Source organism: Leucobacter viscericola, from assembly GCF_011299575.1.
Lineage (GTDB): Bacteria > Actinomycetota > Actinomycetes > Actinomycetales > Microbacteriaceae > Leucobacter > Leucobacter viscericola.
This window is the reverse complement of sequence record NZ_CP049863.1, coordinates 284862-309906: the sequence shown is the minus strand read 5'-3', so window position 1 is coordinate 309906 and position 25045 is coordinate 284862. Positions and strand designations below refer to the sequence as shown.

Below are 25045 nucleotides of genomic sequence, written 5' to 3'. Positions count from 1 at the left end.
GCGCCAATTTCAGCTTAAGCGGCGGCGATACTTTGCGACGGCAAAACCGTAGGCAACCACCAGGATTCCCAACAGCCAGGCGAGAGCGATCCAGATCTCACCTCCGACGGCTTCGCCTGCGAACAGCGCACGAATCGTATTGACGATCGAGGTCACCGGCTGATTCTCCGCGAACCAGGCGACAGGTCCCGGCATGGAACTTGTCGGCACAAACGCTGAACTAATAAACGGAAGGAAAATCAATGGGTAACTAAACGCGCTCGCACCATCGACAGTCTTTGCCGAGAGTCCCGCAATCACGGCGATCCAGGTGAGCGCCAGTGTAAAGAGAACAAGGATTCCCGCGACAGCCAGCCAGGCCCCAACGGAAGCCCCGGTTCGAAAACCCATCAGCAGAGCAACCCCTGTGACGACCACAATCGACACCAGATTGGCCGCCAGTGAGGTGAGCACGTGCGCCCACAGCACACTCGAGCGCGCGATCGGCATGGACTGGAACCGTTCGAAGATGCCACCCTGCATATCGAGGAACAGCCGATAGGCAGTGTAGGCGATCCCGGACGCGATCGTGATGAGCAAGATTCCGGGCAGCATGTAGTTGATGTACGACTGGCTAGACCCGGTGTTGATGGCGCCGCCCAGCACGTAGACAAACAACAGCATCAGGGCAATTGGCGTGATGACCGTGGTGATGATGGTGTCGGGGCTGCGCAGAATGTGTCGCAGCGAGCGACCGGTGAGAACACCGGTATCGCTGAGCATGTGCGTGGTCATCATGACTCCTTTCCTGCGCCGCCGACATCGGCTGCATCGGCCGCATCGGAGGCACCCTCACCAACTAGGGCGAGGAACACCTCTTCGAGTGAAGGTTGTTTTTCGACATACTCAACCTTCGCGGGCGGTAGGAGCCGGCGAAGCTCGTCAAGCGTGCCATTTTGAATGATGCGGCCACCGTGCAGAATCGCGATGCGATCCGCGAGGTGTTCCGCCTCGTCGAGGTACTGCGTGGTGAGCAGCACGGTGGTGCCGCTGTTGGCCAGTTTCTTCACGGTTTGCCACACTTCAATGCGGGCTTGCGGATCAAGACCGGTTGTGGGCTCATCAAGAAAAATGATGGGCGGATTGCCGATCAAGCTCATGGCGATATCAAGTCGGCGACGCATGCCACCCGAGTAGGTGCCAGCTTTGCGCTTTCCTGCCTCGGTGAGCGAAAACCGCTCGAGCAGCTCGTCTGCCACGGCACCGGGATTCTGAAGGTGGCGCAGCTGAGCAACAAGCACGAGGTTCTCGCGCCCCGTCAGCACATCGTCAACAGCGGTGAACTGACCCGTGAGACTGATCGACTCTCGCACACTCTCAGCTTGCGCGGCAACGTCAAATCCGTGAACCGTTGCGGAGCCCGCGTCAGCCTTCAACAGGGTGGAGAGGATTCGCACCAGCGTGGTTTTTCCCGAGCCGTTCGAACCGAGCAGCGCAAAAATGCTCCCCGGGGCGACCTCAAGGTCGACCCCCTGCAGCACGTGCAGATCCTTAAACGATTTTTCTACGCCCCTGACCCGCACGGCGGGCTCAGGGATTTGATTGTTCGACATTTCATGTTCTCCCCTCAGCAGTGAGGATCAGGACTCGCTCACGGCCTTGTCGATTGAGTCAGTGAGGCGCTTCCGCTCCTTGTTGACCCAGCGGCCGTCTTCGTAGTTCAGCAGGAACGCTTCAGCGAACTCGACCGGGTTGTCGCCAACGATGTCGCGGATCGGCGTCGCATCTGCGGCGGCCTGCTCGATCAGGTCAAGCAGATCCTCCATCATCTGCATCATGATGTCGCCCTTCACAATCGCGCCAGCGTACATAAAGTAGCGCTCGAGCCCGTCTATTGCGGTGCGGTAGTTCTGCGGCAAGTTCTGCTTGCGGGCCTTGTACTGCCGCCAGCGCTTCTTATCTTCGAACGAGCCGGTTACTGTTTCAATCCATCCTGCAGCCATGATTACTTTCCTTCTCCATCGAGGTGACTACTTGTGTTGCGAAGCTCTTCGATCCGCTCGGAAAGAAAGCTCCAGGTTGTCCAAAATTCATCGAGATACTCACGACCCTTGGCGTTCAGGGTGTAGACCTTGCGAGGCGGCCCCTTCTCAGAGGGCACCTTTGCAACGTCGACAAAACCACGCTGTTCGATGCGCACGAGCAGCGCGTAGATGGTGCCCTCGACAATGTCGGAGAAACCGTGGTCGCGCAGCTGCGAGGTGATCTCGTAGCCGTAGGCCGGCCTGTCAGCGAGGATCGCAAGCACGATGCCGTCGAGTGTGCCCTTCAGCATCTCGGAGATTTGTTTTGCCATAGCTCCCTTCCTCTACTCTGTGTTACTAGCTACCACTAGATAGTACCACCGAGTACCGGTAGATAGCAACACCAAGTACCGCCCATGTTGCCACGGGCGGTGGAGCATGCCAGATCGGCTGCTTAGCGGGGGAGAGCCGCCTCAATCACGGAGATAACGGCGGGATCATCGGGCACGACAGCGGGGCGAAAACGACTAATCGAGTTGTCGGGTGCAATCACGAACTTCTCGAAGTTCCACTTCACACGACCCTTTTTACCGTCCGCGTCACGCACGTTTCTCAGCACGTCATACAGCGGGTGCCGGTGGCGACCATTGACTTTGATCTTCTCCATGAGCGGGAAGGAGACCCCGTAGGTCATGGAGCAAAACTCCTTGATTTCTTCGGCAGTTCCCGGCTCTTGGCCAAGGAACTGGTTGCAGGGGAAGCCCAGTACGGTGAAGCCGCGATCCTTGTACTTCGCCTGCAGCTCTTCGAGGGTTTCGTACTGTGGTGTCAGCCCGCACTTCGAGGCCACGTTGACGACCAATACGACTTCGTCGGCATACTCAGCGAGCGTCGTCTTTTCGCCATCGATGGTCAGGAATGGAATCTCTCGCAGCTTCATATTGCCAGCGTACTCCGGGTAAGCATCCGCGGGAATGATTACATTGATCCTGTAGTTGCAATCACAGGTAGAGAAATATCGAGATGTCCACGAAGGGTCAGTTACGAATGAGCTTCACGCAAGACGGATCACCTGCGCCGGTTGAATTTGACGGGGCGGATGCCCTCAAACGCGCCTTCCGAGAGCACCCGGCCGGCATCTCTTTGATCACGGCACAGACCCCGGAGGGCCCGGTGGGGCTCACCGCATCGAGTGTTGCCTCCGTGGGAATTGATCCACCCGCCCTCTCGTTTTCGGTCACTCGAGCCACGGGAAGTGCCGGTGGCATTCTCGGCGCGGATTCGTATCTCGTCCATCTGCTCGACAACCGTCACGCGGATATCGCCCAGTTGTTCGCGGTGTCGGGCTCCGAGCGGTTCACCGACGATCAGGGCTGGGAGTACCTAGAAACGGGCGAGCCGTTTCTGCGTGACACCAGGGTTGCTCTGCGCTGCCGCACCCTCCACTCGCTCGGAGTCGGATCGTCGGTGATTGTTGTGGCTGAGGTTCTTGGCGCACACTTTGGATCGAGCAGTGCCCCGATGGTGTACCACGACCGCGTGTTCCACTCGCTGCCTTGGAACGAAAACAACCTCGGCTGAGGTTGTCACACTGGGTCATCTGAACGGATTGGCCTGGTGCCGTTCGAGATAATGTGCAAGTGAAGAAACGAATCCTCTCAGCCGCGCTTGCTGCGGCCACACTTCTCGCTCTCGTTGGTTGCGCAGGATCCTCGTCCGCAGACTCGACCCCAGAACAGAAGAGCGCAACGACTGCGGGCAGCTCCGACAGCGCACGAAGCTGGGCAGACATTCAGAAGTCTGGGGTGCTGCACATTGGCACGATCACCGATTATCCGCCCAACGAGTTCAAAACTGACGACGGCACACCAACGGGCTGGGCCGTAGAACTCGTTGAGGCAATTGCGAAGAAACTCGACCTCAAGGTTGACTACGAGCTGCTTCTTTTCGACAACATCCTGCCCCGCATCGAGGGGGGAGCCATTGACCTCGGCGTCGGATCCTTCACCGACACCCGCGAGCGCGAAAAGGTCGTCGACTTCGTCAACTACTACTCTGCCGGGACTCTCTGGGCGGCGCCCAAGGGAAGCAAGGTTGATCCTGACAACGCCTGCGGCCTGAAGATCGCCGTTATGACCGGCGCAACTCAGCAGCTGACCGAGCTGCCGGAGCGAAGCAAAAAGTGCGAGTCGGCTGGCAAACAGCCCATCGAAATTCTTCCCTACACGGGGCAACCGGAGGTCACAAACGCCGTTCTCATGGGAGCAGCGGACGCCTTCTCTGCTGATTCACCCGTGACGATCGACGCAATCGACGCCCTTGACGGAAAACTCGAGATCGTCGGCGACATGTTCGACACTGCACCCTATGGCTTCCCAGTACCTCGCGGCAGCGAACTTGCTGAGCCTGTGCGCGGCGCTCTGCAAGAGCTGATCGATGACGGCACCTACGAAAAGCTACTCAAGAAGTACCACTCCGAGTCGGGGGCCGTGACTGAGGCGAAGATCAACGCGGCATCTGAGTAGTCGGTTCAGGATCGCGGCTGCGTCGTTGCAGCCGCGATCGCCGCAAGCTCGGCCGTATCGACCCGGCAGCAGCCGCCGATGAGTTTGACGCCCAGCTCACGCCAGCCGGGCACGTACGATGCGACGGAACTGGCCGATCCCGACCAGCTTCGCGACTCCGCATCCCACACCTCACCGCTGTTTGGGTAGGCGATCAGCGGTAAGCCACTCGCCTCCCGCATGATGCGAAGCGCACGATCCGTGTCTGCCACGGAAGAGCAGTTCACGCCAACGGCCAGGATACCCGGAATAGTTTCTGCGATGCGCACTGCTTCCGCAAGGGACTCACCCGAGCGCAATCGCCCCTCGGCCACGGTAAAGCTCAAGATTACGGGTGTGGCAAGGTCTCCGAGCGCATTACGCAGGGCCCGTGCCTCAGCATTACTCGGAATCGTCTCACACAGCAGCGCATCTGGGCTCGCAGCATCGAGTACCTGAAGGCGGCGCTCGTGCCAGACAGTCAACTCAGCCTCGCTGAGGTCGTAGTCGCCCGTGTATTCGCTGCCGTTGCCAAGAGACGCCCCATAGGGCCCCACAGACGCCAGCACCCACGCATCAGCGCCCGTTAGACCGCTCTCTACGCGAGCCTGTTTCGCCACCTCGACACTTCTCACCAGCAGTTCGTCGACGATTTCTGCGTCAACGCCAATCTGGGCGTAGCCGTTGTAGCTGACCTGATAGGAGGCGGTCGTCGCGACCCGCGCGCCCGCGTCAAAAAAGTCGCGGTGTGCCGCCCGAACTTCCTCGGGGCGCAGCCGCAAGATCTCGGCCGACCAGAGGGCGGAGGAAACATCGTTTCCGCGAGTTTCTAGCCGCGTGCCAAGCCCGCCGTCAAGAACAACCGCGCCTCGCTCAAGTACCGCGTGCAGGCCCGAGCCGTTATCAGCCACGCGCGAGCCAGGCCTCTAGCGACGGTTGCTCGGCAGCGATCGAGGTGCTGTCGCCGTGCCCGGGGTTGACGCCCATTGCGCCCGGCAGCGTGAACAGGCGGGTACGGATCGACTCAACAATCTGCGGAAAGCTTGAGTATTCCCAGCGGGTCGCCCCCGGACCGCCCTGAAACAGTGTGTCCCCTGAGAAAACCGTGCCGAGCCCGGAGGCCACAAAACACACGGATCCCGGCGTGTGCCCGGGAGTGTGAACCGTCGCGATGTCGACTCCCGCGACCATAAACGAGGCACCATCGCTGAGCTCAAAGTCTGGTGGTGTGTCACCGTAGAACTCCTGCCAGAGAAACAGGTCACTCGGGTGAAGGTAAATATGCGTATCCAGCGCCTGTGCAGTGGCGACTGCCGCGTTGATGTGATCCTCGTGACCGTGGGTGAGCAGGAGGCCCAAGACCTCACGCTCGCCCACGGCACGAACAATCGCATCGGCGTCGTGGGCCGCATCAATGATGAGCACTTGCTCATCGTCGCCCACTAGCCAGACGTTGTTCTCAAGTTCAACGCCCTCCGGTGGCAGCCCGGGTCGACCCGCACCAAACATACCGACGGTAACGAGCCGTTCAATCCGAGCTGCCATGTGTGTTCTCCCTTATGCTCGCGTCACGATGACGGGGCAGGGGAGCGCCTGCAGCACGCCGTGGCTGACGGACCCGAGCAGCAGACGGGTGAGGCCACCGCGACCGCGGCTGCCCACGACCAGCAGTTCGGCACCCTCGGCAGCCTGCACAAGGGCCGCAACAGGCGGCGCCTGCACGATCTCGCGCTGAATGACCAGATCGGGGTAGCGCTCCGCGAGACCCGCAACACCAATGGCGATCGCTTCCTCGGCAGCCGAACGCTGCGAGTCCACGAGCTCTTCGCTCCACAGGTACTCGAGCCCCGGTGTGAGCGGTGGCATCCACGCATACACGGCGATGAGGGGAACCCCGCGGAACGAAGCTTCCTCAGCAGCGTAGGCGATCGCAACCTTCGAGGCGTCAGAACCGTCGATGCCAACAACCACACCGGCGTTTGGCCGCACATCGGTCTTCGGAATCACGGCGACGGGGCAGTGAGCCGTAGCCGCTGCCTTCACCGCGCGGGTACCAAAGAACGAGCCGGCGAGACGGCTGCCGCTGTGCGCGCCAAGGATCAGCAGATCCGCGCGGCGCGAGGCCTCCTCGACCTCTGAGATCGGGTGGCCCACAACCGCGGTACCGGTTACGTTTCCGGTGAAGCCAATGCTGCGGGCGTGCTCAATCTCTGCCGCGAGCATTTGCTCGGAAGCCTGCTGAGCCTCCGAGAGAAAGGCCACACTCTCAGACAAGAATGAATCGTCTGCGACGTGAAGCAGCTCGACATCAGCACCACGCTCGGTGGCCCGTGCGAGCCCCCAGGCGAGTGCGACCTGGCTCTGTTCAGATCCGTCGACTCCAATGAGATATTTCTCGGACATATCCGGCCTTTCTCTCTTCTTCGGGTGTTGCTCGGAAAGCGCTACTCGGGGCTATTTCTTAAGACTACGCCTCCAGCGCAGGAAGATGCGCAGGGTGGCTGCCAGCAAGCTGTTCAATGATGCGAACGACCTGGCAGCTGTAGCCGTACTCGTTGTCGTACCAGACGTAGAGAATCGCGGTATTGCCGGTCACGATCGTCGCGAGACCGTCAACGATGCCCGCGCGGTTTGAGCCGACAAAGTCGGTCGAAACAATCTCGGGCGATTCAACGTAGTCGATCTGCGTGCGCAGTGCGCCCGTCAGCGACACCTTCTCGAGGAACGCGTTGATCTCGTCGCGGTCGGTCTCGGTCTCAAGCTGCAGGTTGAGCACGGCCATCGACACGTCGGGTGTGGGAACGCGAATCGCGTTGCCCGTCAGCTTGCCCTCGAACTCGGGGAGAGCCTTGGACACGGCCTTTGCGGCACCGGTCTCAGCAAGCACCATGTTGAGCGCTGCCGAGCGGCCGCGGCGATCGCCCTTGTGGAAGTTGTCGATCAGGTTCTGGTCGTTTGTGTACGAGTGCACGGTCTCGACGTGCCCCTGCTTGACGCCGAACTTGTCGTTGATCACCTTCAGCACGGGGGTGATGGCGTTGGTCGTGCAGGAGGCGGCACTGAGGATCGTGTGCGCGTCGGTGATCTTGTCGTTGTTGACGCCGTAGACCACGTTCAGCATGTCGCCCTTGCCGGGTGCGGTGAGCAGCACACGAGAGATGCCCTTGGTGTGCTCGAGGTGCTGAGAAAGCCCCTCGGCATCGCGCCAGCGGCCGGTGTTGTCAACGAGGATCGCGTTTTCGATGCCGTACTCGGTGTAGTCGACCGTCGCGGGGTCGTTCGAGTAGATGACCTGAATGCGCACACCGTTTGCGAGGATCGCGTTCTCGTCTTCAAGTACCTTGATGGTGCCGTTGAAGGGGCCGTGCACCGAGTCACGGCGCAGCAGGTTTGCGCGCTTCACGAGGTCGTTCTCGGCGCCCTTGCGCACCACGATGGCGCGCAGGTTGAGGCCATTACCACTGCCCGAGTGGTCAATGATGATGCGGGCGAGCAGACGACCGATACGACCGAAGCCGTACAGCACCACGTCGGTGCCGGTGCCGGGCTGGGCGCCGATCGCGGGGGCAAGCACTCCACGCAGGTAGCCCTCGAGATCCTGCGATCCTGAAGCCCTGAATTCGTTCGCGAGCAGCGCGAGGTCAACGGACACCGGGCCTGGCTGAATCGTGGCCAGCGCCTCAACAATTGCGGAGGTTTCGGCGAGCGGCAACTCAACCTCGTCGATCTTGCGCGCGTAGCTGTGCGCGCGGATGATGTCGATCGCGGAGCGACCAACAAGGCTTCGCCCGTGCACGGACATCACCACATCGTGATCGCGGTAGAGCTGGCCAATGAGCGGGATCATCCGCTCGGCGAGTTCTTGCTTTGATTTCCACGCTTCAAGATGAGACACGGCTCGCTGGTTCATGTGAACGGAGGGTTCCTTTCAAGGAGTGAGCTTCGGCCTGCCCGCCGGCGCCGATTCGGCGACACCACCAGTATCCCATGCTTCACCTGCGTACCTGGATGACACTGTGTGACAGCGAAATTTCGCAGGCTTGTAGAGGTACGCCAGGCTTGAAACGTATTCAACACGTTCAATCCAACTTTAGGAACACGATGACTTTCAAGAAGCGCGGCGTAGTCGCCGCCTCCATTGCCGCCCTCGCGCTGATCCTGACCGGCTGCTCCGCTCCCGCGTCCGACAGCGGCAAGTCCGACAGCAAGAGTGACTCCTCTGAAACGGTGCGCATCGGTGTTGTTGGCGCGAGCGACCCCTACTGGAAGACGTTCACCAAGGCCGCAGCCGACGAGGGCATCAAGGTTGACCTTGTTGACTTCACCGACTACAACCAGCCGAACCCTGCGCTGAGCGCCGGTGAACTCGACCTCAATCAGTTCCAGCACATCGTCTACCTCGCCGACTACAACGTGGCAAACAACGATGACCTGGTTGCGATCGGTTCGACCGCCATTTACCCGCTGGCGGTGTTCTCAACGAAGCACAAGAAGCTCGACGAGATCCCGAAGGGTGGTTCGGTCGCCGTTCCGTCGGACCCCACCAACCGTGCTCGCGCGCTAAACGTGCTGCAGTCGGCAGACCTTATCAAGCTCAAGGATGGCGGCACGCTGTTCTCGACGCCCGACGACATTGATGCCGGCGCCTCTAAGGTGAAGGTAACCGAGATGGACGCGTCGTTCACCGCTACCTCCCTCGCAGACGTCGACGCAGCCGTTGTGAACAACGACTTCGTCACCGACGCTGGCCTGAAGTTCTCGGACGCGCTCTACCAGGATGACCCGGAAGACGAGGGCGCCAAGTACTTCATCAACATCTTTGCGGCCAAGGCCAAGGATGCTGACAACCCGACGTACAAGAAGCTCGTTGAGATCTACCAGACGAACAAGGACGTGCAGGCTGGCGTGCTCGAGAACTCGGGCGACAGCGCGATCATGGTCAAGACGCCAACCAGCGAGCTCAAGGAGATCCTCAAGGATTCCGAGGATCAGGTTCGCAAGAACAAGTAATTTCGTCACACACCACATAGGATCGGGGCGTTCGGTTTTCGAAGCCCCGATCCTTTGTCGGTGCCTGGTGGTAAGAACTTAAGCGTCAAGCTTGAGGGAGGGAGACGCGAGTGACACGCGTACAAATGATCGGGGTCGGTAAGCGTTACCCCGGCCGCGGCAAGGATGCAGATCCCATCGTTGCGGTCGATGACGTCTCCATAGATGTCGCCTCGGGGGAGATCCACGCCGTCATCGGTTACTCGGGAGCCGGCAAGAGCACCCTCCTTCGACTAGTTAATGGTCTTGAACGTGCGACCTCGGGCAAGATCCTGGTCGGCGACGACGAGATCACGAGCCTGCCCGAGTCTCAGGTGCGGATTGTGCGGGGTGGGATCGGCATGATCTTCCAGCAGTTCAATCTGTTTCACTCGAAGCGAGTCGCTCGCAACGTCGAGTACCCGCTCATCGTTGCAAAGGTGCCGCCGACTGAACGCAAGAGACGTGTCGCCGAGCTGCTCGACTTTGTCGGGCTCACCGACAAGGCAAACGCCTTCACCGATCAGCTCTCGGGCGGCCAGAAGCAGCGTGTCGGCATCGCGCGCGCGTTGGCCACGAACCCGGGCGTACTGCTGGCGGACGAGGCGACGAGCGCCCTCGATCCGCAGACCTCACAAGAGGTGCTCGCACTTCTGCGTCGGGTTAATGAGGAGTTTGGCATCACGATCATTCTCATCACGCACGAGATGGAGGTCGTGCGCGAAATCGCTGACCGAGTGACCGTCATGGACGGCGGCCACGCGGTCGAACAGGGTGACGTTTTTGATGTGTTCTCAAGCCCAAAGACGGAGACCACCCGTCGGTTTGTTGCCACGGCGCTCCCGACCCAACCCGAGGCGGAGCACCTTGAAGAACTGCGACGTCGACACCGCGGCAAGCTCATCACACTCACGTTCAGAGACGGCGACGTGGATCAGCCGGTCGTGTTCCAAACCCTCGCCGATCGCGGCGTTGGCGTGAGCATCGTGCACGGCGGTGTCACCGACGTTGGTGGGCGCAGCTTCGGCAAGCTGACCCTGGAACTCATCGGCGACGACCTGAAGGTTGAGCACGCTGTTGCGGCTCTCGCGCAGCAGGCTGACCTGGAGGTGCTCGCATAATGGATCAGCTCATCGAACTTTTTAACAGTGGCAAGTTCTTAGAGGCCACCATCCAAACGCTGACCTATGTGCTCTTCGCCATGGGTGTTGGTGGCATCCTCGGACTGATCCTTGGCATCTTCTTAACCGTGACGCGCAAGGGCGGCATTCTCGAGAACAACCCGACCTACTGGATTCTCAATTTCCTCGTTAACTTTTTCCGTCCGATTCCGTTTGTGCTGCTGATCTTCGCGCTGCAGCCCCTCGCGCGGGCGGTTATTGGAACAGGAATCGGCGATCCGATGATGCTCTTTGCGCTCACATTTGCCGCGAGCTTCGGAATCGCTCGCCTGGTGGAGCAGAACCTGCTGACCGTGTCACCCGGGGTCATCGAGGCCGCTCGCGCAATGGGAGCCGGCCCTCTCCGCACCATCCTCACCGTCCTGATTCCCGAGGGCCTCGGACCGGTTGTGCTCGGTTACACCTTCGCGTTTATTGCGGTGGTCGATATGACTGCGATGGCCGGCATTATTGGCGGCGGCGGTCTCGGTAACTTTGCGATGCAGTACGGTTACCGCCAGTTCAACCCGTGGGTCACCTGGTCGGCCGTTCTGATCATTATCCTGATCGTTCAACTCGTGCAGGTTATTGGCAACTGGATTGCTCGCAAGCTACTCAGGAGGTAGACGTGTCAGAGAACTACACGATCGCAGATGTTCGCCGTGTTGCTGAGGAATTCTGGCCGGTAGCGACAGCCGAGAGCTGGGATCGCGTCGGCCTTGTCTCGGGAAGCGATTCATCGCCGTTGCGGCGGGTGCTGCTCGCGGTAGATGCCGTTGCGGCCACGGTCGATGAGGCCCTGGAGTGGGATGCAGACCTGCTTTTGACGCATCACCCGCTATTGCTGCGCGGAGTGCACTCAGTGGCCGAAGACACGGCAAAGGGCGCGCTGCTGGCACGGCTCATTCGTGGCGAGTGTGCGTTGCTCGCGGCGCACACAAACGCGGATGCCCCCGAGGGGGGAGTCTCCGATGTGATTGCGCAGCGGCTAGGGCTTTTAGAGGCCCTGCCGCTTGTGCCCGGAACCGACCCGGCAGCGGGCATCGGTCGTGTCGGGGTACTCCCGGCTCCCGTGACACTTAGAGTGTTCGCCGAGCAGGTTGCGGCGATCCTGCCCGCCACCGTGAGTGGTGTGCGCGTTGCCGGTGATCCCGAACGAACGGTGCAGCGCATTGCCCTCCTCGGCGGCGCTGGCGACAGTTTGCTCGATCACCCGCTCGTCAGAAGCGCCGATGTCTACCTCACGAGCGACCTACGGCACCATCCCGCACAGGAGTCCCTGGAGCTCTCGACGGCAATCGGAGGACCAGCACTAGTCGACGTCGCCCACTGGGCAAGCGAGTCGCTGTGGCTGCAGGGCGCAGCGGATCGACTCGCAGCACGACTGCCCGGCGTTGAGTTTCGTGTTTCCGAGCTACGCACGGATCCCTGGAGCTTTGCCGTCTGATGAATAGCAAGTTGCCACTAGGCTTACTGACATGAAGGCCAGCACCCGCCAGCAGAGACTGCTGCTTGATCTCCAAGACCTCGACAACACGCTGGCGCGTCTGCGCCGCAAACGAAGCACACTGCCCGAACGCGCGGCAATCGAGGGACTCGGTGACGAGACCGGCGCGGCGCGCGACGGGTTTATGAAGGCCCAGCGCGAGCTCGACACCCTTCGGGTTGAACTCGAACGCATTGAAGCCGACGTGGCGACCGTGCAGCAGCGACGAGACCGCGACAACGAAATGCTGGCGGTCAGCACCTCGAGCAAAGAGGCGCAGGCGTTGCAGAGTGAGCTTGAGACTCTGGCGCGCCGGCAGAGTGAGCTGGAAGATCGTGAACTAGAACTCATGGAGTCCGTTGAGGCCGCGCAAGCCTCGTTTGCAGCTGCAGAGACTGTACTCGCGGGTGTCGACGGTCGCCGCGCTGAGCTGCAGTCTCAGCTGGAGACCGCTGAGCAGGCCATTGACGCTGAGCTGGCTGTTGACTCAAAGGAGCGAGACGGGGTTGCTGCTGAGCTGCAGCGGGATCTGCTCGACCTGTACGAGTCGATTCGCGCCCGCACCGGCGTCGGTGCCGCCCGTTTGCGCGGCAATGTTTCCGAGGGCAGCAACATGGCGCTCGCCCCCGCTGAACTCAGCGACATTCGCGCAACGGCTCCCGATGAGATCGTGTACTGCCCGGGCAGCGGCGCGATCCTGGTACGCGACTTCGAGGACTAGCACTAGACTTGAACCCGGAATGGGTCGGTGAGGCGGTCGCGTCACGGCATCGCGCAAGCGGTGGATGTGCCGAGGAACGTCCGGGCTCCGCAGGGGAGAACGGTGGGTAACACCCACCCGGGGCAACCCGCGAGAAAGTGCAACAGAGAGTAGACCGCCAGATTCGGCTTGCCGATTCTGGTAAGGCTGAAAGGGTGGTGTAAGAGACCACCGGCGTTCGTGGCAACACGGGCGGCCAGGTAAACCTCGTTCGGAGCAAGGCCAGACAGAAGATGATGACGCTCCCCGCCGAGTCTTCGGGTAGGCCGCTAGAGGGTACTGGTAACAGTGCCACGAGAGAGATGACCGTCACCGCTGGCTTTTACGCCAGCGCGACAGAACCCGGCGTATGATCCGGCCCATTCCCTACACGCGATTACTCCGAGAGCGTCAGAATCTCGAAGCCGTCCTCGCGCACAACAATGGTGTGCTCGAACTGCGCCGTTACTGACTTGTCGCGGGTTGTGATCGTCCACTCGTCTTCCCACTGATCCCAGAGGTGCGTGCCGAGGGTCAGCATCGGCTCAACGGTGAAGACCATGCCCGGCTTGATCACATCGCTGTACATCGGCGCAGAGTCGTAGTGAGGAATGATGAGCCCGGTATGGAATGAGGATCCGACGCCGTGCCCGGTGAAATCACGGATGACGCCGTAGCCAAATCGCTTCGCGTAGGTCTCGATCACACGACCAATCACGTTGACCTCGCGCCCCGGCTTTGCGGCCTTGATGCCGCGCATCATCGACTCGTGCGTGCGCTCGACAAGCAGGCCGACCTCTTCGCTCACCTCTCCGACGCAGAAGGTGCGGTTGGTGTCGCCGTGAAAGCCGTCGAGGTAGGCCGTGACGTCGACGTTCACAATGTCGCCCTCACGCAGCACGGTGTCATCGGGAACGCCGTGGCAGACAACCTCGTTGACGGAGGTGCAGCTTGACGCGCGATAGCCGCGGTACCCGAGCGTCGAGGGGTAGGCGCCCTGCGACACCACATACTCGTGCGCGATGCGATCAAGCTCGGCGGTGGTGACACCGGGTTTCACTGCCGCTTCGACTGCGTCCAGGGAACGCGAGGCGATCCTGCCCGCTGCACGAATCTTGTCGATCTCTTCTTCGGTGTAGGTGTTGTCACCGGTGTATCGCGGTGGCTCGCTCAAGCCAACGTAGGGCGGGCGGGTAATGTTGCTCGGCACCGTCCTCACTGGTGGCAGCGAACCCGGAACAAGAAACCCCTGTACATCAAATGGCATGCCTCTAGTCTAGGAGTGGGGCGGGTATCGGTGCTCGCCAAGACTGAAGGGACGTGCAATCATGGGCAAGCGCGACTGGGGCGTCGAGGATCCGCAAGAGACTTACTGGTTTAACACTCGAACTGGCGAGGTAGAGGACGGCCCGCAGTCGCTCTCGGTTGATCGACTCGGCCCGTTCAGCACCCGTGAAGAGGCGGCCAGGGCCAACGAGATCGTTGCTGAGCGTGCACGCAAGTGGGCCGAGGAAGAGGCAAACGAAGATTAGCCGCGTCAATCATCAGGATCACGAAACACGATTGTTACGTCAGGCGCGATAGTCTGAGCATGGCGTAACGAACGGAGCGAGTGTGAGCAAGCAGCGTGATTTTGTTCTTCGGACCATCGAAGAGCGTGGCGTAAAGTTCGTACGACTGTGGTTTACCGACGTGTCAGGAACACTCAAGTCGGTGGCACTGGCACCCGCTGAGGTTGAAAATGCCTTCAGCGAAGGGATCGGGTTCGACGGCTCCGCGATCGAGGGTCTGACGCGCGCGTACGAGTCAGATCTGCTCGCGGTACCAGATCCCTCAACTTTCCAGCTTCTGCCCTGGCGCAGCCTGAGCGAACCCACGGCTCGCATGTTCTGCGACCTGAGTACGCCCAATGGTGAACCGGCGGTAGCCGATCCTCGCCACGTACTGAAGCGCACGCTCGCTCGCGCAGCCGAGCAGGGCTTTACGTTCTACACGCACCCCGAGGTTGAGTTTTACCTGCTGGAGTCCAAGACCTTTGGCGCAGGGGGACCGGTTCCCGTCGATCGGGCCGGCTACTTCGACAACGTGCCCGGTGGCACGGCCCACGACTTCCGGCGCGAGAGCGTCAACATGCTCGAAGATCTCGGCATCTCTGTCGAGTTCAGCCACCACGAGGCGGGCCCCGGGCAGAACGAGATCGACCTGCGGTACGCAGACGCGCTCACAACGGCCGACAATCTCATGACCTTCCGTTCGGTCGTGAAGGAGGTCGCAATCGCTCAGGGAGTGCACGCGACATTTATGCCGAAACCGCTGGTGGGGCAACCAGGATCGGGCATGCACACTCACCTCTCGCTCTTCGAGGGCGACACCAACGCGTTTTACGATCCCGGCGCCAAGCACCAGCTCTCGCAGACCGGGCGCCGCTTCGTGGCGGGCCTGCTGCGTCACGCTCCCGAAATTACCGCCATCACGAACCAGTACATCAACTCGTACAAGCGGCTCTGGGGCGGCGACGAGGCTCCATCGTTCGTCAGCTGGGGCCACAACAACCGCTCGGCGCTCGTGCGCGTGCCGATGTACAAGCCAGGCAAGGGCGGCGCTGCGCGCGTTGAGTATCGCGGCATGGACAGCGCGGTGAACCCCTACCTCGGTTTCTCCGTGTTGCTGGCCGCCGGCCTCAAGGGCATCGAAGAAGAGTACGAGCTCCCGCCCGAGGCCGAAAACAATCTCTGGGCGCTGAGCGACGGCGAACGCCGCGCGATGGGCTTTGACGCACTGCCTTCAAGCCTCGACCACGCGCTCGCTGTGATGGAGCGTTCTGAGCTTGTCGCCGAAACGCTGGGGGAGCAGGTGTTTGCCTATTTCCTCCGCGATAAGCGTCGTGAGGTTGCCGAGTACCGTGCGCAGGTGACGCCGTACGAGCTTTCCTCGATGCTCGATACCGTTTAACGAGAGGCAGGAGTGGCACGCAAGCAGGGAGAACTGCGGCTCGCAGACATTGCGCGGGCGGGGTTCCAAGAGCTCACTTCGTCGCGGGATCAACTGGCAGAGGTTGCGCAGTGCCTTGAAGTTGCCGTCGAGCCGCTTCTCGCAGCGTTTGCCCACGCTGCCGATCCGGATGCCGCGCTCATGCGCGTGCGTTTGCTCGCCGAGCAGCACCCCTCGCTGATCTCTCACTTGGACGGCCCCAAGTTCGACAGGCTGTGCCTGTTATTGGGAACCTCGCCGGCCCTCGGGGATTTCTTTGTGCGCCACCCCGAGCGGCTCGACAGCATCCTCGCCTCCGACGGTCGTCTGATCCCTCGCGAGGAGGCGGTTGCCGAACTGCTCGCAGCGGTGGACGATGACTCGGGTGAAGTCGGCTGGCAGGCGCTTCGGGTGCGCTACCGTGAGTTGCTCGCGGAGCTGATGCTCTTCGACCTCAGCGAAGCCCGACATGGTCGCGCTGAGCAAGCTTTCGAGGGTGTTGCGTTGTCGCTCTCGGTGCTCGCGGAGGGCGCGGTTGAGGCGTCGCTTGCCGTAGCGCGAGCGTCACTCGCGGCTGGTCTTTCAGGGCCAGCGGTAAGCCCAGAACGACTCGGGCAGTGCGCCTCGCGGTTGTTGCCATGGGCAAGTGTGGTGCCGAAGAGCTCAACGTGGTCTCCGACGTCGACGTGATGTTTATCGCCGAGAGCAGCGATGAAGAGGTTGTTGACGGCGATGCCCTCATTCGCATCGCCACGAGACTCGCCAGTGAAACGATGCGCGGGATCCACGACCCCGGTCTTGAGCCACCACTCTGGCAGCTGGATGCCAATCTTCGCCCCGAGGGCCGCCACGGCGCGCTCGTGCGCACGCTCGGCTCGATGCTCAGTTATTACGAGCGCTGGGCAAAAGGCTGGGAGTTCCAGGCGCTACTCAAGGCGCGGCCGCTCGCAGGGGATCGAGAACTCGGCGAAGAGTTTGTGCGGTCCACAAGGCAACTTGTCTGGGCTTCTTCTTCGCGTGAGGACTTTGTCGGTTCGGTGCAGCGCATGCGCGAGCGAGTAACCGAGCACATCTCTGATGACGATCTTGAGGTGCAGCTGAAACTGGGCCCCGGTGGCCTGCGCGACATCGAGTTCAGCGCGCAGCTACTGCAGCTGGTGCACGGTCAATACGACGACCAGTTGCACGTTCGCGGCACGCTGCCCGCCCTGCGGGCGCTCGTCGAAGGCGGCTATGTGGCACGAAGCGATGGGGATCGCCTGGCCTCCGACTACCGCCGCCTCAGAGTGCTTGAGCATCGTCTGCAACTGCGCGAGCTGCGCCGCACCGCCATCATGCCCCGGGACGAAGAGGGGCTACGTGTACTCGCCCGCGCGAGCGGCCTTGCAGACACCGCTTCCGCGTTGCTCAAGCTCTGGGAAGGTATCAAGCGTGAGGTTCGGGATCTGCACCTCAAGATCTTCTACGCGCCGCTTTTGAGTGCCGTCGCAGCGCTCCCGGAAGAAGAGCTGGTGCTCGGCAGCGATGCCGCACGGGTGCGGCTCAGCAGTATCGGGTTCCGCGATCCTGACGGCGCCATGCGACACCTGAGCGCGCTGACACGCGGCACTTCCAGGCGGGCTATGATTCATCGCAACCTCATGCCGGTCATGCTGCAGTGGCTCGCAGAAGGGATCGACCCAGACTTTGGCCTCGTTTCATTCAGGCGCGTGAGTGAAGCGAACGAGCGGGCCCCCTGGTACCTGCGGCTGCTCCGTGACGGCGCCGAGGCCGCCGAACGCCTTGCCCGAGTGCTGTCGAGCTCGAAGTTTGCGGCCGACCTGCTCGAATCGATCCCGGAGGCAGTCGAGTGGCTCGAGCGGGATTCTCGCCTGCAGCCGGTGAGTCTCGAGGCACTACTCGAAGAGATGCGCGCCCTCGCCTCGCGTAGGGGATCCGTCGAAGAGGCAGCGGTGGCGCTGCGCGCGGTGCATCGCCGAGAGGTCTTGCGCCTCGCGCTTGGCAGGATCACCGGAGTGATTGACGACGCAGCAGTATCTCTCGGGCTCGACGCCGCGCACACCGCGCTGCTCGACGGGCTGCTCATCGCGCTGACCGCAGAACAGGCGAAGGACCCCGCGTCCGCCCCCGTGCGGGTGGCACTCATCGGCATGGGGCGCTACGGCGGCCGTGAGCTTGGCTTCGCCTCCGACATCGATATTGTGGCGGTGTTCCGCGCGGCTGCAGACGTGCCCAACGACCAGGCTTCCCGTGCCGCTACGCGGCTCATCTCAGAGCTGCGGCGACTCGTCTCAGACCCCAGATTCCCGGTCGATCTCGACTTCGATCTGCGGCCAGAGGGCAAAAATGGAGCGATTATCCGCAGCCTCGACGCCTACCGTTCGTACTACGAGCGCTGGTCGGTGACCTGGGAAGCTCAGGCGCTGCTGCGCGCGCGACACGTTGCCGGTGACGTCGACCTGGGAGCGGACTTTATCGCGCTCGCTGATGAGATCCGCTACCCGCGCGAGTTTGGCGAGGAAGAGATCCGGGAGGTTCGTAGGATCAAAGCTCGTGTCGAGGCGGAGCGGCTACCTCAGGGAGCTGATCGCCGACGCCACTTGAAGCTCGGGCCCGGCGGCATCAGCGATGTTGAGTGGCTCGTCCAGTTGCTCCAGCTGCAGCAAGGCCATAAGCACCCATCACTGCGGACCTACTCGACAACGGCAGCACTCGACGCCGCGAGTAGCCTCGAGCTGCTGACAGCAGAAGAAGCCGAACACCTGGCTGACTCCTGGCACTTCGCAAGCAGCGTGCGATCCGCACTGAAGCTTTGGACGGGGCGAGCGTCTGATCTGCTGCCAACTGACTGGACCAGCCTTGAGGCGATCGCCGCACTGCTGGACATCCCGTTTGCGCAGACTTCAGAGCTCGAAGAACGCTGGTTTGCGGTCTCACGTCGCGCTCGTACCGTGTTTGAGCGCGAGTTTTTCGGATACTCCGATGCGGAGAGATTTCCGCGCGTGTGAACGCATCACGCTCGGGACACCAACGATTTACGTAATGTTCGCACAAAACACTAGCCAGGCCGTTATCAAAGCGTTATGGTTTTGGTGTGAACTACTTACAGACATTTCTGGAGGCCTTGCTCACCGAAGACGGGGCCGAGCTTGAAGACGAGCTCGACTCCTAGTCTCTGACACGGAAAACAATTGCGGTACAACAAAGCCCGCCCCTAAACCAGAGGGGGCGGGCTTTGTTGTTGTGTGAGACGCATCAATACGTGACGTCGGCGTGTGAGGACTCAATAAACTGCTTCATATCGTTGCCCTGCTTGCCAAATTCTCCACCACCACACATCGCTGAGGCGATGAGCGCAAAGTCACCGTCACGGAGCGCGTAGACGACACCCTCCACCTCTGGGTTATCTGGGACAGTAAACCGGACCCTCGCAAAGTCGAGTTCGGAGCTTAGTTTTCCCTCGTTGATGCTGGCTCCAATCTTGACCGGGTCGAGGGGCGACACCGTCACTGCAACACCAAGCCCCTTCTCACCAAACTCGGTTGCTACGTCGTGCGCCACGGTAGCTGACTCTGGAGTTGACTCGAGGCCCATGTTTGCGGGCTGCCGGAAATCAATGAGGCATGTGGACGATACCTTCACCTGCACCACCCCGGGCTCGTCGTCGATAGGAAGCTGCGACCAGCCTTTTGGCATTGAATCGGGGAAAGCCCAGAGCATGTCGGTCGGCGGCGCGCCCGCCAACAAACTTGCCATAAGGTCTGTTTCTTCGGCGCTCGGCGCGTCACTCCCTGCGTCTTCCGCGCTGGACGATGATTTTGCCGTATCCTCCTTTGCCGTTGGCAAGACAACACCACAGCCGCTTAACGCAGCGACCACAGTTGCTGCCACAAGTATTCCCGTCAAGCGCCACCCAAATCTCATCATGTTTACCAATTTATCGGCCTTGCCAACGCGACGTGAAAATCGTTCAAGCCGCCCGCGGTGGTGAATCACCCATCCCAGATTCGTATGAGTTTCGCCGCAGGGCCACCGCTGCGATGCGAAGTATGCTCAGATAATGGAGAATCTTGCAGTTGCGGTTGACTCGTGCCCCCTCGATTACATGGTCGACGACATCATCCATAACTTGGTAGCCGGCGGCGAAGCTCCATCACTCATTGGAATTGATCATTCAGCAGCGTGGTATTCGCCGAGCTTTGGTGAAGAAATGAGCTTGAACACTGACGACGCTGTGGGCATGATCCTCGCTGTCATCAACAGCCGAACCTTGTTTCGAATAGTATCCGGCGACTCAGAGTTCGGGATAACGCTGTTGCGCTCCTCATTTCTACAGCGACTCCCGGTTCTGCTTGCCGTGAGCGACGATCAGGAATCACAGCTCAACAACGCAGATTGGGCCGCAGTCGCGGACTTTCTCGCGGCCACGGATGCGAAGTGGCTTGACCTGTCGGACGGTTCGATCCGGGCAGCACGTGAGGCACACCCGCCGGCTTTGGAGTTCGACGAGGAAGCCACATACTTGGACCCGCTGTACTGGGCAGAACCCCGACGTTGGGCCTCTCACTAGCCCCAGCTCTATCGGGTTGACGTGGGCTGCTAGAAACCTGTGACACCCGCCAAGAAGGTTGTCAGCAAGTACTAGTAGCGAAACGGGTAGCACTCCATCAACGCACCGCCCAAGCCCGATGCCAGTCTATTTAAGATGACCAGGGCAAAAAGGCCGGTGTACGAATGAAGATATTACTTCGGGCTTACGTACTTAATCCAAGTGCGGCGGGCGACAATGTTGGCGCGAATGGCTGCGATTATTAACACGATGATGTCCAGGCCAAGAAGCCCAAAGCCGATGAAGATTGCGATGTTGTCAGCACTCCCCGCTGTGGCTACTAGGGTTATGGTGCCGACGATAACGACGACAATCGAAAGGCCAAGAAGTATTGGCGTTGCGGCCCGGTGCGCCTCTGTCCAGGTTTCGTCTGTGCGTTGGATGGAGAATGTGCGAATTCCCACAACACCGTTGTTTGGTATTTTTCCGTGTCCCGCAAGGATGGTGATGACTGTTGCGAATACTGCAATAGCCATGGCGTTCCAGATAACCATGAAAACTCCTTTTCGGGTGCATTTGCCCTCTTCCCCAACCTAGACAGAGCGGCGGGGCTGCGGCTCTGTCTAGGTGGTGTGAGGGTGGGTTGAGACCACAGTCATTCCAGACTCCTGCGAGCGCTCCATTGGCAGTGAGGGGTATTGCCCCCGTTACGACTACACGAGCCCTGGGTCTCAATTTGCGACATAGGACATGCGATCGTGTCGAGAATTGCTCCCGGGCTCTGAAAGCCAGCACTCCGCCTCCAAACTCCGCTCACACAGCACCGATATGGATTCTGCAGTCAGAACCAACAACCCAATCGGCGCCATCGCCAGTCATTTCGCGCCACGGCTTCAAGCGCGCTTAGCCCTACGCGGACGTGCAACATAAAATCAGGTAAATGAGAAAACTACAGAAGCTTGTGGCGCCACTTGTTCTCGCAATGGCGCTAGTCGCCGCATCCGCTGTGCCGGCTTCGGCGGCGTCATTGAAGTATTACAAAACTATGTCCACCACTGGTGCGCGTGTGACATTTACAGTCAGCAAGAGCGGAGTCGGTCGTTTGAGCGTCCTTGACACAAAACGTGATGGCAAGAGCGCGTTTGCGTCGATCTGGGGCTTACCAAATGGTAGCCACAACCTATCGAACAGCAAGGGTGTCGGTTCAGTTACTGGAATGAACGTTGCTTACAAGCCTGGAACGCATCTAACTCTGGATGTGTGCACCTTTAACGCCTCGGGGCATTCAAGCCATGCGCGCACCGGCTGCAAAACTGCCAAGTTCACTATGCGCTAGACCACGCATCACCACAGCTGGGCCGTCGGGCGAAGGCCTCAGCGCCCTCATACTCCTTGTTTGGGGGCCATTCATTTTGTTATATCTGGGAGCACAGCTCCGAAGACAAAAATCCCCCTCGTGGCTTAAACCACGAGGGGGATTCGCGTATCTACTTCGAAAAGCTCAGCTCACCGAGCCCCAAAACTAGTGTCTAGACGCCGTAGTACATCTCGAACTCGTACGGGTGCGGCCGCAGGGCCATCGGAGCGATCTCGGTGTCGCGCTTGAGGTTGATCCAGGTCTCGATCAGCTCCTCTGTAAACACGCCACCCTCAAGCAAGAACTGGTGGTCGGCCTCGAGGGCCGCCAGAGCTTCCTCGAGCGAACCGGGCACCTGAGGAATGTTCTTTGCTTCCTCGGGAGGCAGTTCGTAGAGATCCTTGTCGATGGGCTCCATCGGCTCGATGCGGTTGCGGATACCGTCGAGGCCAGCCATGAGCTGCGCAGCAAACGCGAGGTACGGGTTGCCCGAGGCATCGGGAGCACGGAACTCGATGCGCTTGGCCTTCGGGTTTGAACCGGTGAGCGGGATGCGCACGGCGGCTGAGCGGTTGCCCGCCGAGTAAGCAAGGTTCACGGGAGCCTCGTAACCCTTGACCAAGCGGCGGTAGCTGTTGATCGTGGGGTTCGTGAATGCGAGCAACGCGGGTGCGTGGTGCAGGATCCCGCCGATGTACCAGCGGGCAATGTCTGAGAGGCCCGCATAGCCGTTCTCGTCATAGAACAGCGGCTCGCCGCCCTTCCAGAGCGACATGTGGGTGTGCATGCCCGATCCGTTATCGCCAAACACTGGCTTCGGCATGAACGTTGCCGTCTTGCCCCACAGCTCGGCCGTGTTCTTCACGATGTACTTGAACTTGAGCACGTCGTCAGCCGCGTGCAGCAGCGTGTCGAAACGGTAGTTGATCTCAGCCTGACCCGGAGCGCCGACCTCGTGGTGCGAGCGCTCAAGGTGCAGCCCGGCCTCGATGAGGCGCAGGGAGATGTCGTCGCGCAGATCGGCCTGCTTGTCGACGGGGGAGACGGGGAAGTAGCCGCCCTTTTCGTGAGTGGTGTTGCCGAGGTTGCCGCCCTCAATCTTGCGAGCGGAGTTCCAGTGTGCTTCTTCTGAGTCAATCTCGTAGAAGGTGCGTTGCGGGGTGGTTTCGTAACGCACCGAATCAAGAATGTAGAACTCGGCCTCGGGCGCGAAGAATGCGGTGTCAGCGATCCCCGTCGACGCGAGGTACTGCTCTGCCTTCTTGGCGACCTGACGGGGATCTTTCGCGTAGATCTCTCCGGTGCGGGGGTTGTAGATGTCAAAGACAAGAACAAGCGTGCGCTCGGCACGGAACTGATCGAGGTACGCCGTCGTAACGTCTGGGATCAACTGCATGTCCGACTCAGCGATACCCGCGAACCCGCGAATCGAAGAGCCGTCAAACATCTGGCCAACCTCAAAGAAATCGAGGTCTACCGTGGCCGCGGGGATATTGAAGTGCTGCTGCACCCCTGGAAGATCGGTGAACCGGATGTCAACGAACTTGACGTCGGTTTCCTTGATGAAGTCGATGACTTCCTGCGGGGTCTTGAACATACTGCTCCTCCTGCTGGTGTACTGAACCGTTCACTCGTAACAACTGTATTTGGGTCTGATTTCAAAAACGTGAGTCGAATGTTTCGCGAATGTTTCGGGCCAGCAGGGCGAGGGTTACGCCCGAATGAGCACCGTACCCGCAATCTTGTCGTGAAAACCGCGCTGATCTGAATCCCAAACGAGCACCGGGATCACAATCACCAAAAGAAGTGTGCGCACGGCGGGGCGCCAGAATCCGACCCAGCCGCCAGAGAGCGGCACAACACGCAGGCCGAGAATTCGGTGCCCGATTGAACCGCCGATCGTCGGGATAAAAATCATCTGCATGAGCGCAAACACAAGCAGGGTGACCCAAGACGTCGCGGGTCCACTTGCGATCAGGTTACCGATGAGTAAAGCGATGCCCCAGTCGATAAGGATCGCGAAAATCCGTCGACCGGCGCGCGCAACTGAGCGGAAGCCCTGCTCAGGAAGACCAAGCCGTTCGCCAGGCCACTTACTCGGTTCTAGATCGCCAAACTTCTTTGGCGCGGTGGTTGCCATCGGAGCCGGTTAGCGAGGACGCTGGGGACGCACGCGGTTCGGATCCATGCCCTTCGGAATTCCGACGGGAGTGGACTGCAACGACGAAAGGCGGTTGTACACGGCCCCGACCTCGGCGCGGCTGAGCTTTGGCTTCAGCTTGACGAGAGCCCTTGAGAGTTTGTGAAGGGGGATGCCAAGCTTGCCATCGGCATCGAGGTCTTCCCCGACATAGAGGTGAACAACCTCGACGTTCTTCATCGCGCGCTTAATCTTGCGCTCTTCGTCAGCCGCCATGCGCTCTGTGCGAGAACGAGAGCCCTCAGAGATCAGCACAACGCCACCTCGTCCTACAACGCGGTAGATCGCGTCTTGGCTGCGGTTAATCGACACGGGAACCTCGGAGCCGCGCCATGAGCGCCTCAGTGCATTCTGAATGACCGCACCCACCGCGCCAGGGCGTCCCTCAATCTGCTGATACGCAGACTTCTCTGCTCGGCGACCGAGAACGATCATGACAAGCAGGATTCCAACCAGGAGTCCGCTGAGCGGCCAAACGATCCAGTTGAGCCAGCTGCCCGGCAGAACCCAGGCGAGGGCCACCGAAATCAGAACCGGCACGATGAAGGACACCAGCAGGGCAGGTGTGAGTCCCTTATCTCGAACCCGTGTGGTCCGATAGATCTCCACCATCTGCTTGATGCGACCTGTACGTTTCGCTTTCTCCGCTGCCATGCATACAAGGGTATCGCGTCAGGGCCGTGCTTGATGACCGGGTTGCGTGTCACTCTCGTCTGTTCGCTCACAGCCGCTGAATTTGAAGAGCTGTCCACAGATTTCTGTCACGGCTCACGACACCCCGCGCGCTGCGAGAGGATCGGTTGCAAAGGAGGAAGCAGTGTCGGCACAGAAACGAAAGGCCGTTCAAGGTGGGTTGTCCGCGAGTGAAGTCGCTTGGCAACTTGAACAATTGTGCAGCTGGGGTATTTCGCTGCGCGCTCGTGGGCAATGCGCAAGTGAGTTCTCTCGTCCGCCACATGACCGGACACACACCCGAAACGGGCACGATGCGGGGTGTTTTGCACTGGGCC

Annotated in this window: 28 protein-coding genes and 1 other RNA gene; 14 read left to right on the top strand and 15 right to left on the bottom strand. The window is 60.5% G+C overall.

The features are described 5' to 3' along the window. Positions 1–9: 9 nt before the first annotated feature. The 5 genes from G7068_RS01490 to G7068_RS01470 all read right to left on the bottom strand — a co-directional run bounded on the left by G7068_RS01490 (position 10) and on the right by G7068_RS01470 (position 2943). Complete coding sequence (locus G7068_RS01490) at positions 10–774, bottom strand: ABC transporter permease (RefSeq protein WP_166287859.1); 765 nt, start codon at positions 772–774, stop codon at positions 10–12. Further along, positions 774–1592 carry an ABC transporter ATP-binding protein gene (locus tag G7068_RS01485; RefSeq protein ID WP_280116207.1) on the bottom strand — a complete coding sequence of 273 codons (819 nt, stop codon included), beginning with the start codon at positions 1590–1592 and terminating at the stop codon, positions 774–776. The genes G7068_RS01490 and G7068_RS01485 overlap by 1 nt, the downstream gene beginning before the upstream one ends. Positions 1593–1619: 27 nt before the next feature. Beyond that, entirely contained in the window at positions 1620–1982 is a 363-nt protein-coding gene (locus G7068_RS01480) for a DUF1048 domain-containing protein (RefSeq protein ID WP_166287856.1), read from the bottom strand. A 2-nt stretch (positions 1983–1984) separates the two neighbouring features. Then, positions 1985–2335 carry a PadR family transcriptional regulator gene (locus tag G7068_RS01475; RefSeq protein ID WP_166287853.1) on the bottom strand — a complete coding sequence of 117 codons (351 nt, stop codon included), beginning with the start codon at positions 2333–2335 and terminating at the stop codon, positions 1985–1987. Between the two features lie 122 nt (positions 2336–2457). After that, the gene (locus tag G7068_RS01470; RefSeq protein WP_166287850.1) at positions 2458–2943 is read right to left on the bottom strand and encodes a glutathione peroxidase; all 486 of its coding nucleotides are present in this window, start codon (positions 2941–2943) and stop codon (positions 2458–2460) included. 107 nt (positions 2944–3050) lie between these two features. Between G7068_RS01470 and G7068_RS01465 the strand changes: the two genes are divergently transcribed. Continuing rightward, on the top strand, positions 3051–3584 hold the full coding sequence (locus G7068_RS01465) for a flavin reductase family protein (protein WP_166287847.1): 534 nt from the start codon (positions 3051–3053) through the stop codon (positions 3582–3584). 59 nt (positions 3585–3643) lie between these two features. Beyond that, positions 3644–4528, top strand: coding sequence for an ABC transporter substrate-binding protein (locus tag G7068_RS01460; RefSeq protein ID WP_166287844.1), 885 nt, complete (start codon positions 3644–3646; stop codon positions 4526–4528). A gap of 5 nt (positions 4529–4533) precedes the next feature. Here G7068_RS01460 and mmuM read toward each other — a convergent pair whose 3' ends face one another. The 4 genes from mmuM to G7068_RS01440 all read right to left on the bottom strand — a co-directional run bounded on the left by mmuM (position 4534) and on the right by G7068_RS01440 (position 8456). After that, a complete protein-coding gene (gene mmuM / locus G7068_RS01455; protein ID WP_205881328.1) occupies positions 4534–5457 on the bottom strand; it encodes a homocysteine S-methyltransferase in 924 nt (307 codons plus the stop codon). Then, the gene (locus tag G7068_RS01450) at positions 5450–6091 is read right to left on the bottom strand and encodes an MBL fold metallo-hydrolase (protein ID WP_166287841.1); all 642 of its coding nucleotides are present in this window, start codon (positions 6089–6091) and stop codon (positions 5450–5452) included. The genes mmuM and G7068_RS01450 overlap by 8 nt, the downstream gene beginning before the upstream one ends. A gap of 12 nt (positions 6092–6103) precedes the next feature. Continuing rightward, positions 6104–6949, bottom strand: a complete 846-nt coding sequence (locus G7068_RS01445; RefSeq protein ID WP_166287838.1) for a universal stress protein — start codon at positions 6947–6949, stop codon at positions 6104–6106. Positions 6950–7013: 64 nt separating this feature from the next. Then, the gene (locus G7068_RS01440) at positions 7014–8456 is read right to left on the bottom strand and encodes a glyceraldehyde-3-phosphate dehydrogenase (RefSeq protein ID WP_166287836.1); all 1443 of its coding nucleotides are present in this window, start codon (positions 8454–8456) and stop codon (positions 7014–7016) included. A gap of 191 nt (positions 8457–8647) precedes the next feature. Between G7068_RS01440 and G7068_RS01435 the strand changes: the two genes are divergently transcribed. The 6 genes from G7068_RS01435 (at position 8648) to rnpB (ending at position 13346) form a co-directional block, all read left to right on the top strand. Beyond that, on the top strand, positions 8648–9556 hold the full coding sequence (locus tag G7068_RS01435; RefSeq protein ID WP_166287833.1) for a MetQ/NlpA family ABC transporter substrate-binding protein: 909 nt from the start codon (positions 8648–8650) through the stop codon (positions 9554–9556). 110 nt (positions 9557–9666) lie between these two features. After that, positions 9667–10695 carry a methionine ABC transporter ATP-binding protein gene (locus G7068_RS01430; RefSeq protein ID WP_205881327.1) on the top strand — a complete coding sequence of 343 codons (1029 nt, stop codon included), beginning with the start codon at positions 9667–9669 and terminating at the stop codon, positions 10693–10695. Further along, positions 10695–11360: a methionine ABC transporter permease gene (locus G7068_RS01425; RefSeq protein ID WP_166287830.1), complete on the top strand. Its 666-nt coding sequence runs from the start codon at positions 10695–10697 to the stop codon at positions 11358–11360. Before G7068_RS01430 ends, G7068_RS01425 begins: the two co-directional genes overlap by 1 nt. Positions 11361–11362: 2 nt before the next feature. After that, on the top strand, positions 11363–12181 hold the full coding sequence (locus tag G7068_RS01420; RefSeq protein ID WP_166287827.1) for a Nif3-like dinuclear metal center hexameric protein: 819 nt from the start codon (positions 11363–11365) through the stop codon (positions 12179–12181). Between the two features lie 31 nt (positions 12182–12212). Then, a complete protein-coding gene (locus G7068_RS01415) occupies positions 12213–12941 on the top strand; it encodes a zinc ribbon domain-containing protein (RefSeq protein WP_166287824.1) in 729 nt (242 codons plus the stop codon). A 20-nt stretch (positions 12942–12961) separates the two neighbouring features. After that, positions 12962–13346: RNase P RNA component class A (gene rnpB / locus G7068_RS01410), an RNA gene on the top strand. 10 nt (positions 13347–13356) lie between these two features. On the opposite strand, the gene map is transcribed toward rnpB, so the two are convergent. Beyond that, positions 13357–14226 (bottom strand): type I methionyl aminopeptidase, encoded by an 870-nt coding sequence (gene map, locus G7068_RS01405; protein ID WP_166287821.1) that lies wholly within the window; start codon positions 14224–14226, stop codon positions 13357–13359. A 61-nt stretch (positions 14227–14287) separates the two neighbouring features. On the opposite strand from map, the gene G7068_RS01400 reads away from it, so the two are divergent. The 4 genes from G7068_RS01400 (at position 14288) to G7068_RS01390 (ending at position 18937) form a co-directional block, all read left to right on the top strand. After that, positions 14288–14491 (top strand): methionine aminopeptidase, encoded by a 204-nt coding sequence (locus G7068_RS01400; protein WP_166287818.1) that lies wholly within the window; start codon positions 14288–14290, stop codon positions 14489–14491. A gap of 82 nt (positions 14492–14573) precedes the next feature. Further along, positions 14574–15911, top strand: a complete 1338-nt coding sequence (gene glnA / locus G7068_RS01395; RefSeq protein ID WP_166287815.1) for a type I glutamate--ammonia ligase — start codon at positions 14574–14576, stop codon at positions 15909–15911. A gap of 12 nt (positions 15912–15923) precedes the next feature. Beyond that, entirely contained in the window at positions 15924–16619 is a 696-nt protein-coding gene (locus G7068_RS16615) for a hypothetical protein (RefSeq protein WP_341873756.1), read from the top strand. Then, entirely contained in the window at positions 16547–18937 is a 2391-nt protein-coding gene (locus G7068_RS01390; protein ID WP_341873755.1) for a bifunctional [glutamine synthetase] adenylyltransferase/[glutamine synthetase]-adenylyl-L-tyrosine phosphorylase, read from the top strand. The genes G7068_RS16615 and G7068_RS01390 overlap by 73 nt, the downstream gene beginning before the upstream one ends. Before the next feature lie 247 nt (positions 18938–19184). Here the strand turns inward: G7068_RS01390 and G7068_RS01385 are convergent, their stop codons facing one another. Then, positions 19185–19685, bottom strand: a complete 501-nt coding sequence (locus G7068_RS01385) for a hypothetical protein (RefSeq protein ID WP_166287812.1) — start codon at positions 19683–19685, stop codon at positions 19185–19187. A 304-nt stretch (positions 19686–19989) separates the two neighbouring features. Between G7068_RS01385 and G7068_RS01380 the strand changes: the two genes are divergently transcribed. After that, the gene (locus G7068_RS01380) at positions 19990–20499 is read left to right on the top strand and encodes a hypothetical protein (RefSeq protein WP_166287809.1); all 510 of its coding nucleotides are present in this window, start codon (positions 19990–19992) and stop codon (positions 20497–20499) included. Positions 20500–20672: 173 nt separating this feature from the next. On the opposite strand, the gene G7068_RS01375 is transcribed toward G7068_RS01380, so the two are convergent. Then, the gene (locus tag G7068_RS01375; RefSeq protein WP_166287806.1) at positions 20673–21032 is read right to left on the bottom strand and encodes an SdpI family protein; all 360 of its coding nucleotides are present in this window, start codon (positions 21030–21032) and stop codon (positions 20673–20675) included. A 386-nt stretch (positions 21033–21418) separates the two neighbouring features. Here G7068_RS01375 and G7068_RS01370 point away from each other — a divergent pair, with 386 nt between their 5' ends. Then, positions 21419–21814, top strand: a complete 396-nt coding sequence (locus G7068_RS01370) for a hypothetical protein (RefSeq protein ID WP_166287803.1) — start codon at positions 21419–21421, stop codon at positions 21812–21814. A 193-nt stretch (positions 21815–22007) separates the two neighbouring features. On the opposite strand, the gene glnA (G7068_RS01365) is transcribed toward G7068_RS01370, so the two are convergent. From glnA (G7068_RS01365) to G7068_RS01355, 3 genes are all read right to left on the bottom strand, one after another. Further along, positions 22008–23432 (bottom strand): type I glutamate--ammonia ligase, encoded by a 1425-nt coding sequence (glnA, locus tag G7068_RS01365; RefSeq protein ID WP_166287800.1) that lies wholly within the window; start codon positions 23430–23432, stop codon positions 22008–22010. Positions 23433–23546: 114 nt separating this feature from the next. Further along, positions 23547–23975: an RDD family protein gene (locus tag G7068_RS01360; RefSeq protein ID WP_166287797.1), complete on the bottom strand. Its 429-nt coding sequence runs from the start codon at positions 23973–23975 to the stop codon at positions 23547–23549. A 9-nt stretch (positions 23976–23984) separates the two neighbouring features. Next, a complete protein-coding gene (locus G7068_RS01355) occupies positions 23985–24689 on the bottom strand; it encodes a DUF4191 domain-containing protein (protein WP_166287794.1) in 705 nt (234 codons plus the stop codon). Positions 24690–25045 lie beyond the last annotated feature (356 nt).

What these genes read in the sequence shown, in the direction of transcription:
- G7068_RS01490 (WP_166287859.1), bottom strand. Translation starts at nt 774, where the DNA reads ATGACCACGCACATGCTCAGCGATACCGGTGTTCTCACCGGTCGCTCG.
- G7068_RS01485 (WP_280116207.1), bottom strand. Translation starts at nt 1,592, where the DNA reads ATGTCGAACAATCAAATCCCTGAGCCCGCCGTGCGGGTCAGGGGCGTA.
- G7068_RS01480 (WP_166287856.1), bottom strand. Translation starts at nt 1,982, where the DNA reads ATGGCTGCAGGATGGATTGAAACAGTAACCGGCTCGTTCGAAGATAAG.
- G7068_RS01475 (WP_166287853.1), bottom strand. Translation starts at nt 2,335, where the DNA reads ATGGCAAAACAAATCTCCGAGATGCTGAAGGGCACACTCGACGGCATC.
- G7068_RS01470 (WP_166287850.1), bottom strand. Translation starts at nt 2,943, where the DNA reads ATGAAGCTGCGAGAGATTCCATTCCTGACCATCGATGGCGAAAAGACG.
- G7068_RS01465 (WP_166287847.1), top strand. Translation starts at nt 3,051, where the DNA reads ATGAGCTTCACGCAAGACGGATCACCTGCGCCGGTTGAATTTGACGGG.
- G7068_RS01450 (WP_166287841.1), bottom strand. Translation starts at nt 6,091, where the DNA reads ATGGCAGCTCGGATTGAACGGCTCGTTACCGTCGGTATGTTTGGTGCG.
- G7068_RS01445 (WP_166287838.1), bottom strand. Translation starts at nt 6,949, where the DNA reads ATGTCCGAGAAATATCTCATTGGAGTCGACGGATCTGAACAGAGCCAG.
- G7068_RS01440 (WP_166287836.1), bottom strand. Translation starts at nt 8,456, where the DNA reads ATGAACCAGCGAGCCGTGTCTCATCTTGAAGCGTGGAAATCAAAGCAA.
- G7068_RS01435 (WP_166287833.1), top strand. Translation starts at nt 8,648, where the DNA reads ATGACTTTCAAGAAGCGCGGCGTAGTCGCCGCCTCCATTGCCGCCCTC.
- G7068_RS01425 (WP_166287830.1), top strand. Translation starts at nt 10,695, where the DNA reads ATGGATCAGCTCATCGAACTTTTTAACAGTGGCAAGTTCTTAGAGGCC.
- G7068_RS01415 (WP_166287824.1), top strand. Translation starts at nt 12,213, where the DNA reads ATGAAGGCCAGCACCCGCCAGCAGAGACTGCTGCTTGATCTCCAAGAC.
- map (WP_166287821.1), bottom strand. Translation starts at nt 14,226, where the DNA reads ATGCCATTTGATGTACAGGGGTTTCTTGTTCCGGGTTCGCTGCCACCA.
- G7068_RS01400 (WP_166287818.1), top strand. Translation starts at nt 14,288, where the DNA reads ATGGGCAAGCGCGACTGGGGCGTCGAGGATCCGCAAGAGACTTACTGG.
- G7068_RS01385 (WP_166287812.1), bottom strand. Translation starts at nt 19,685, where the DNA reads ATGGCAAGTTTGTTGGCGGGCGCGCCGCCGACCGACATGCTCTGGGCT.
- G7068_RS01380 (WP_166287809.1), top strand. Translation starts at nt 19,990, where the DNA reads ATGGAGAATCTTGCAGTTGCGGTTGACTCGTGCCCCCTCGATTACATG.
- G7068_RS01375 (WP_166287806.1), bottom strand. Translation starts at nt 21,032, where the DNA reads ATGGTTATCTGGAACGCCATGGCTATTGCAGTATTCGCAACAGTCATC.
- G7068_RS01370 (WP_166287803.1), top strand. Translation starts at nt 21,419, where the DNA reads ATGAGAAAACTACAGAAGCTTGTGGCGCCACTTGTTCTCGCAATGGCG.
- glnA (WP_166287800.1), bottom strand. Translation starts at nt 23,432, where the DNA reads ATGTTCAAGACCCCGCAGGAAGTCATCGACTTCATCAAGGAAACCGAC.
- G7068_RS01360 (WP_166287797.1), bottom strand. Translation starts at nt 23,975, where the DNA reads ATGGCAACCACCGCGCCAAAGAAGTTTGGCGATCTAGAACCGAGTAAG.
- G7068_RS01355 (WP_166287794.1), bottom strand. Translation starts at nt 24,689, where the DNA reads ATGGCAGCGGAGAAAGCGAAACGTACAGGTCGCATCAAGCAGATGGTG.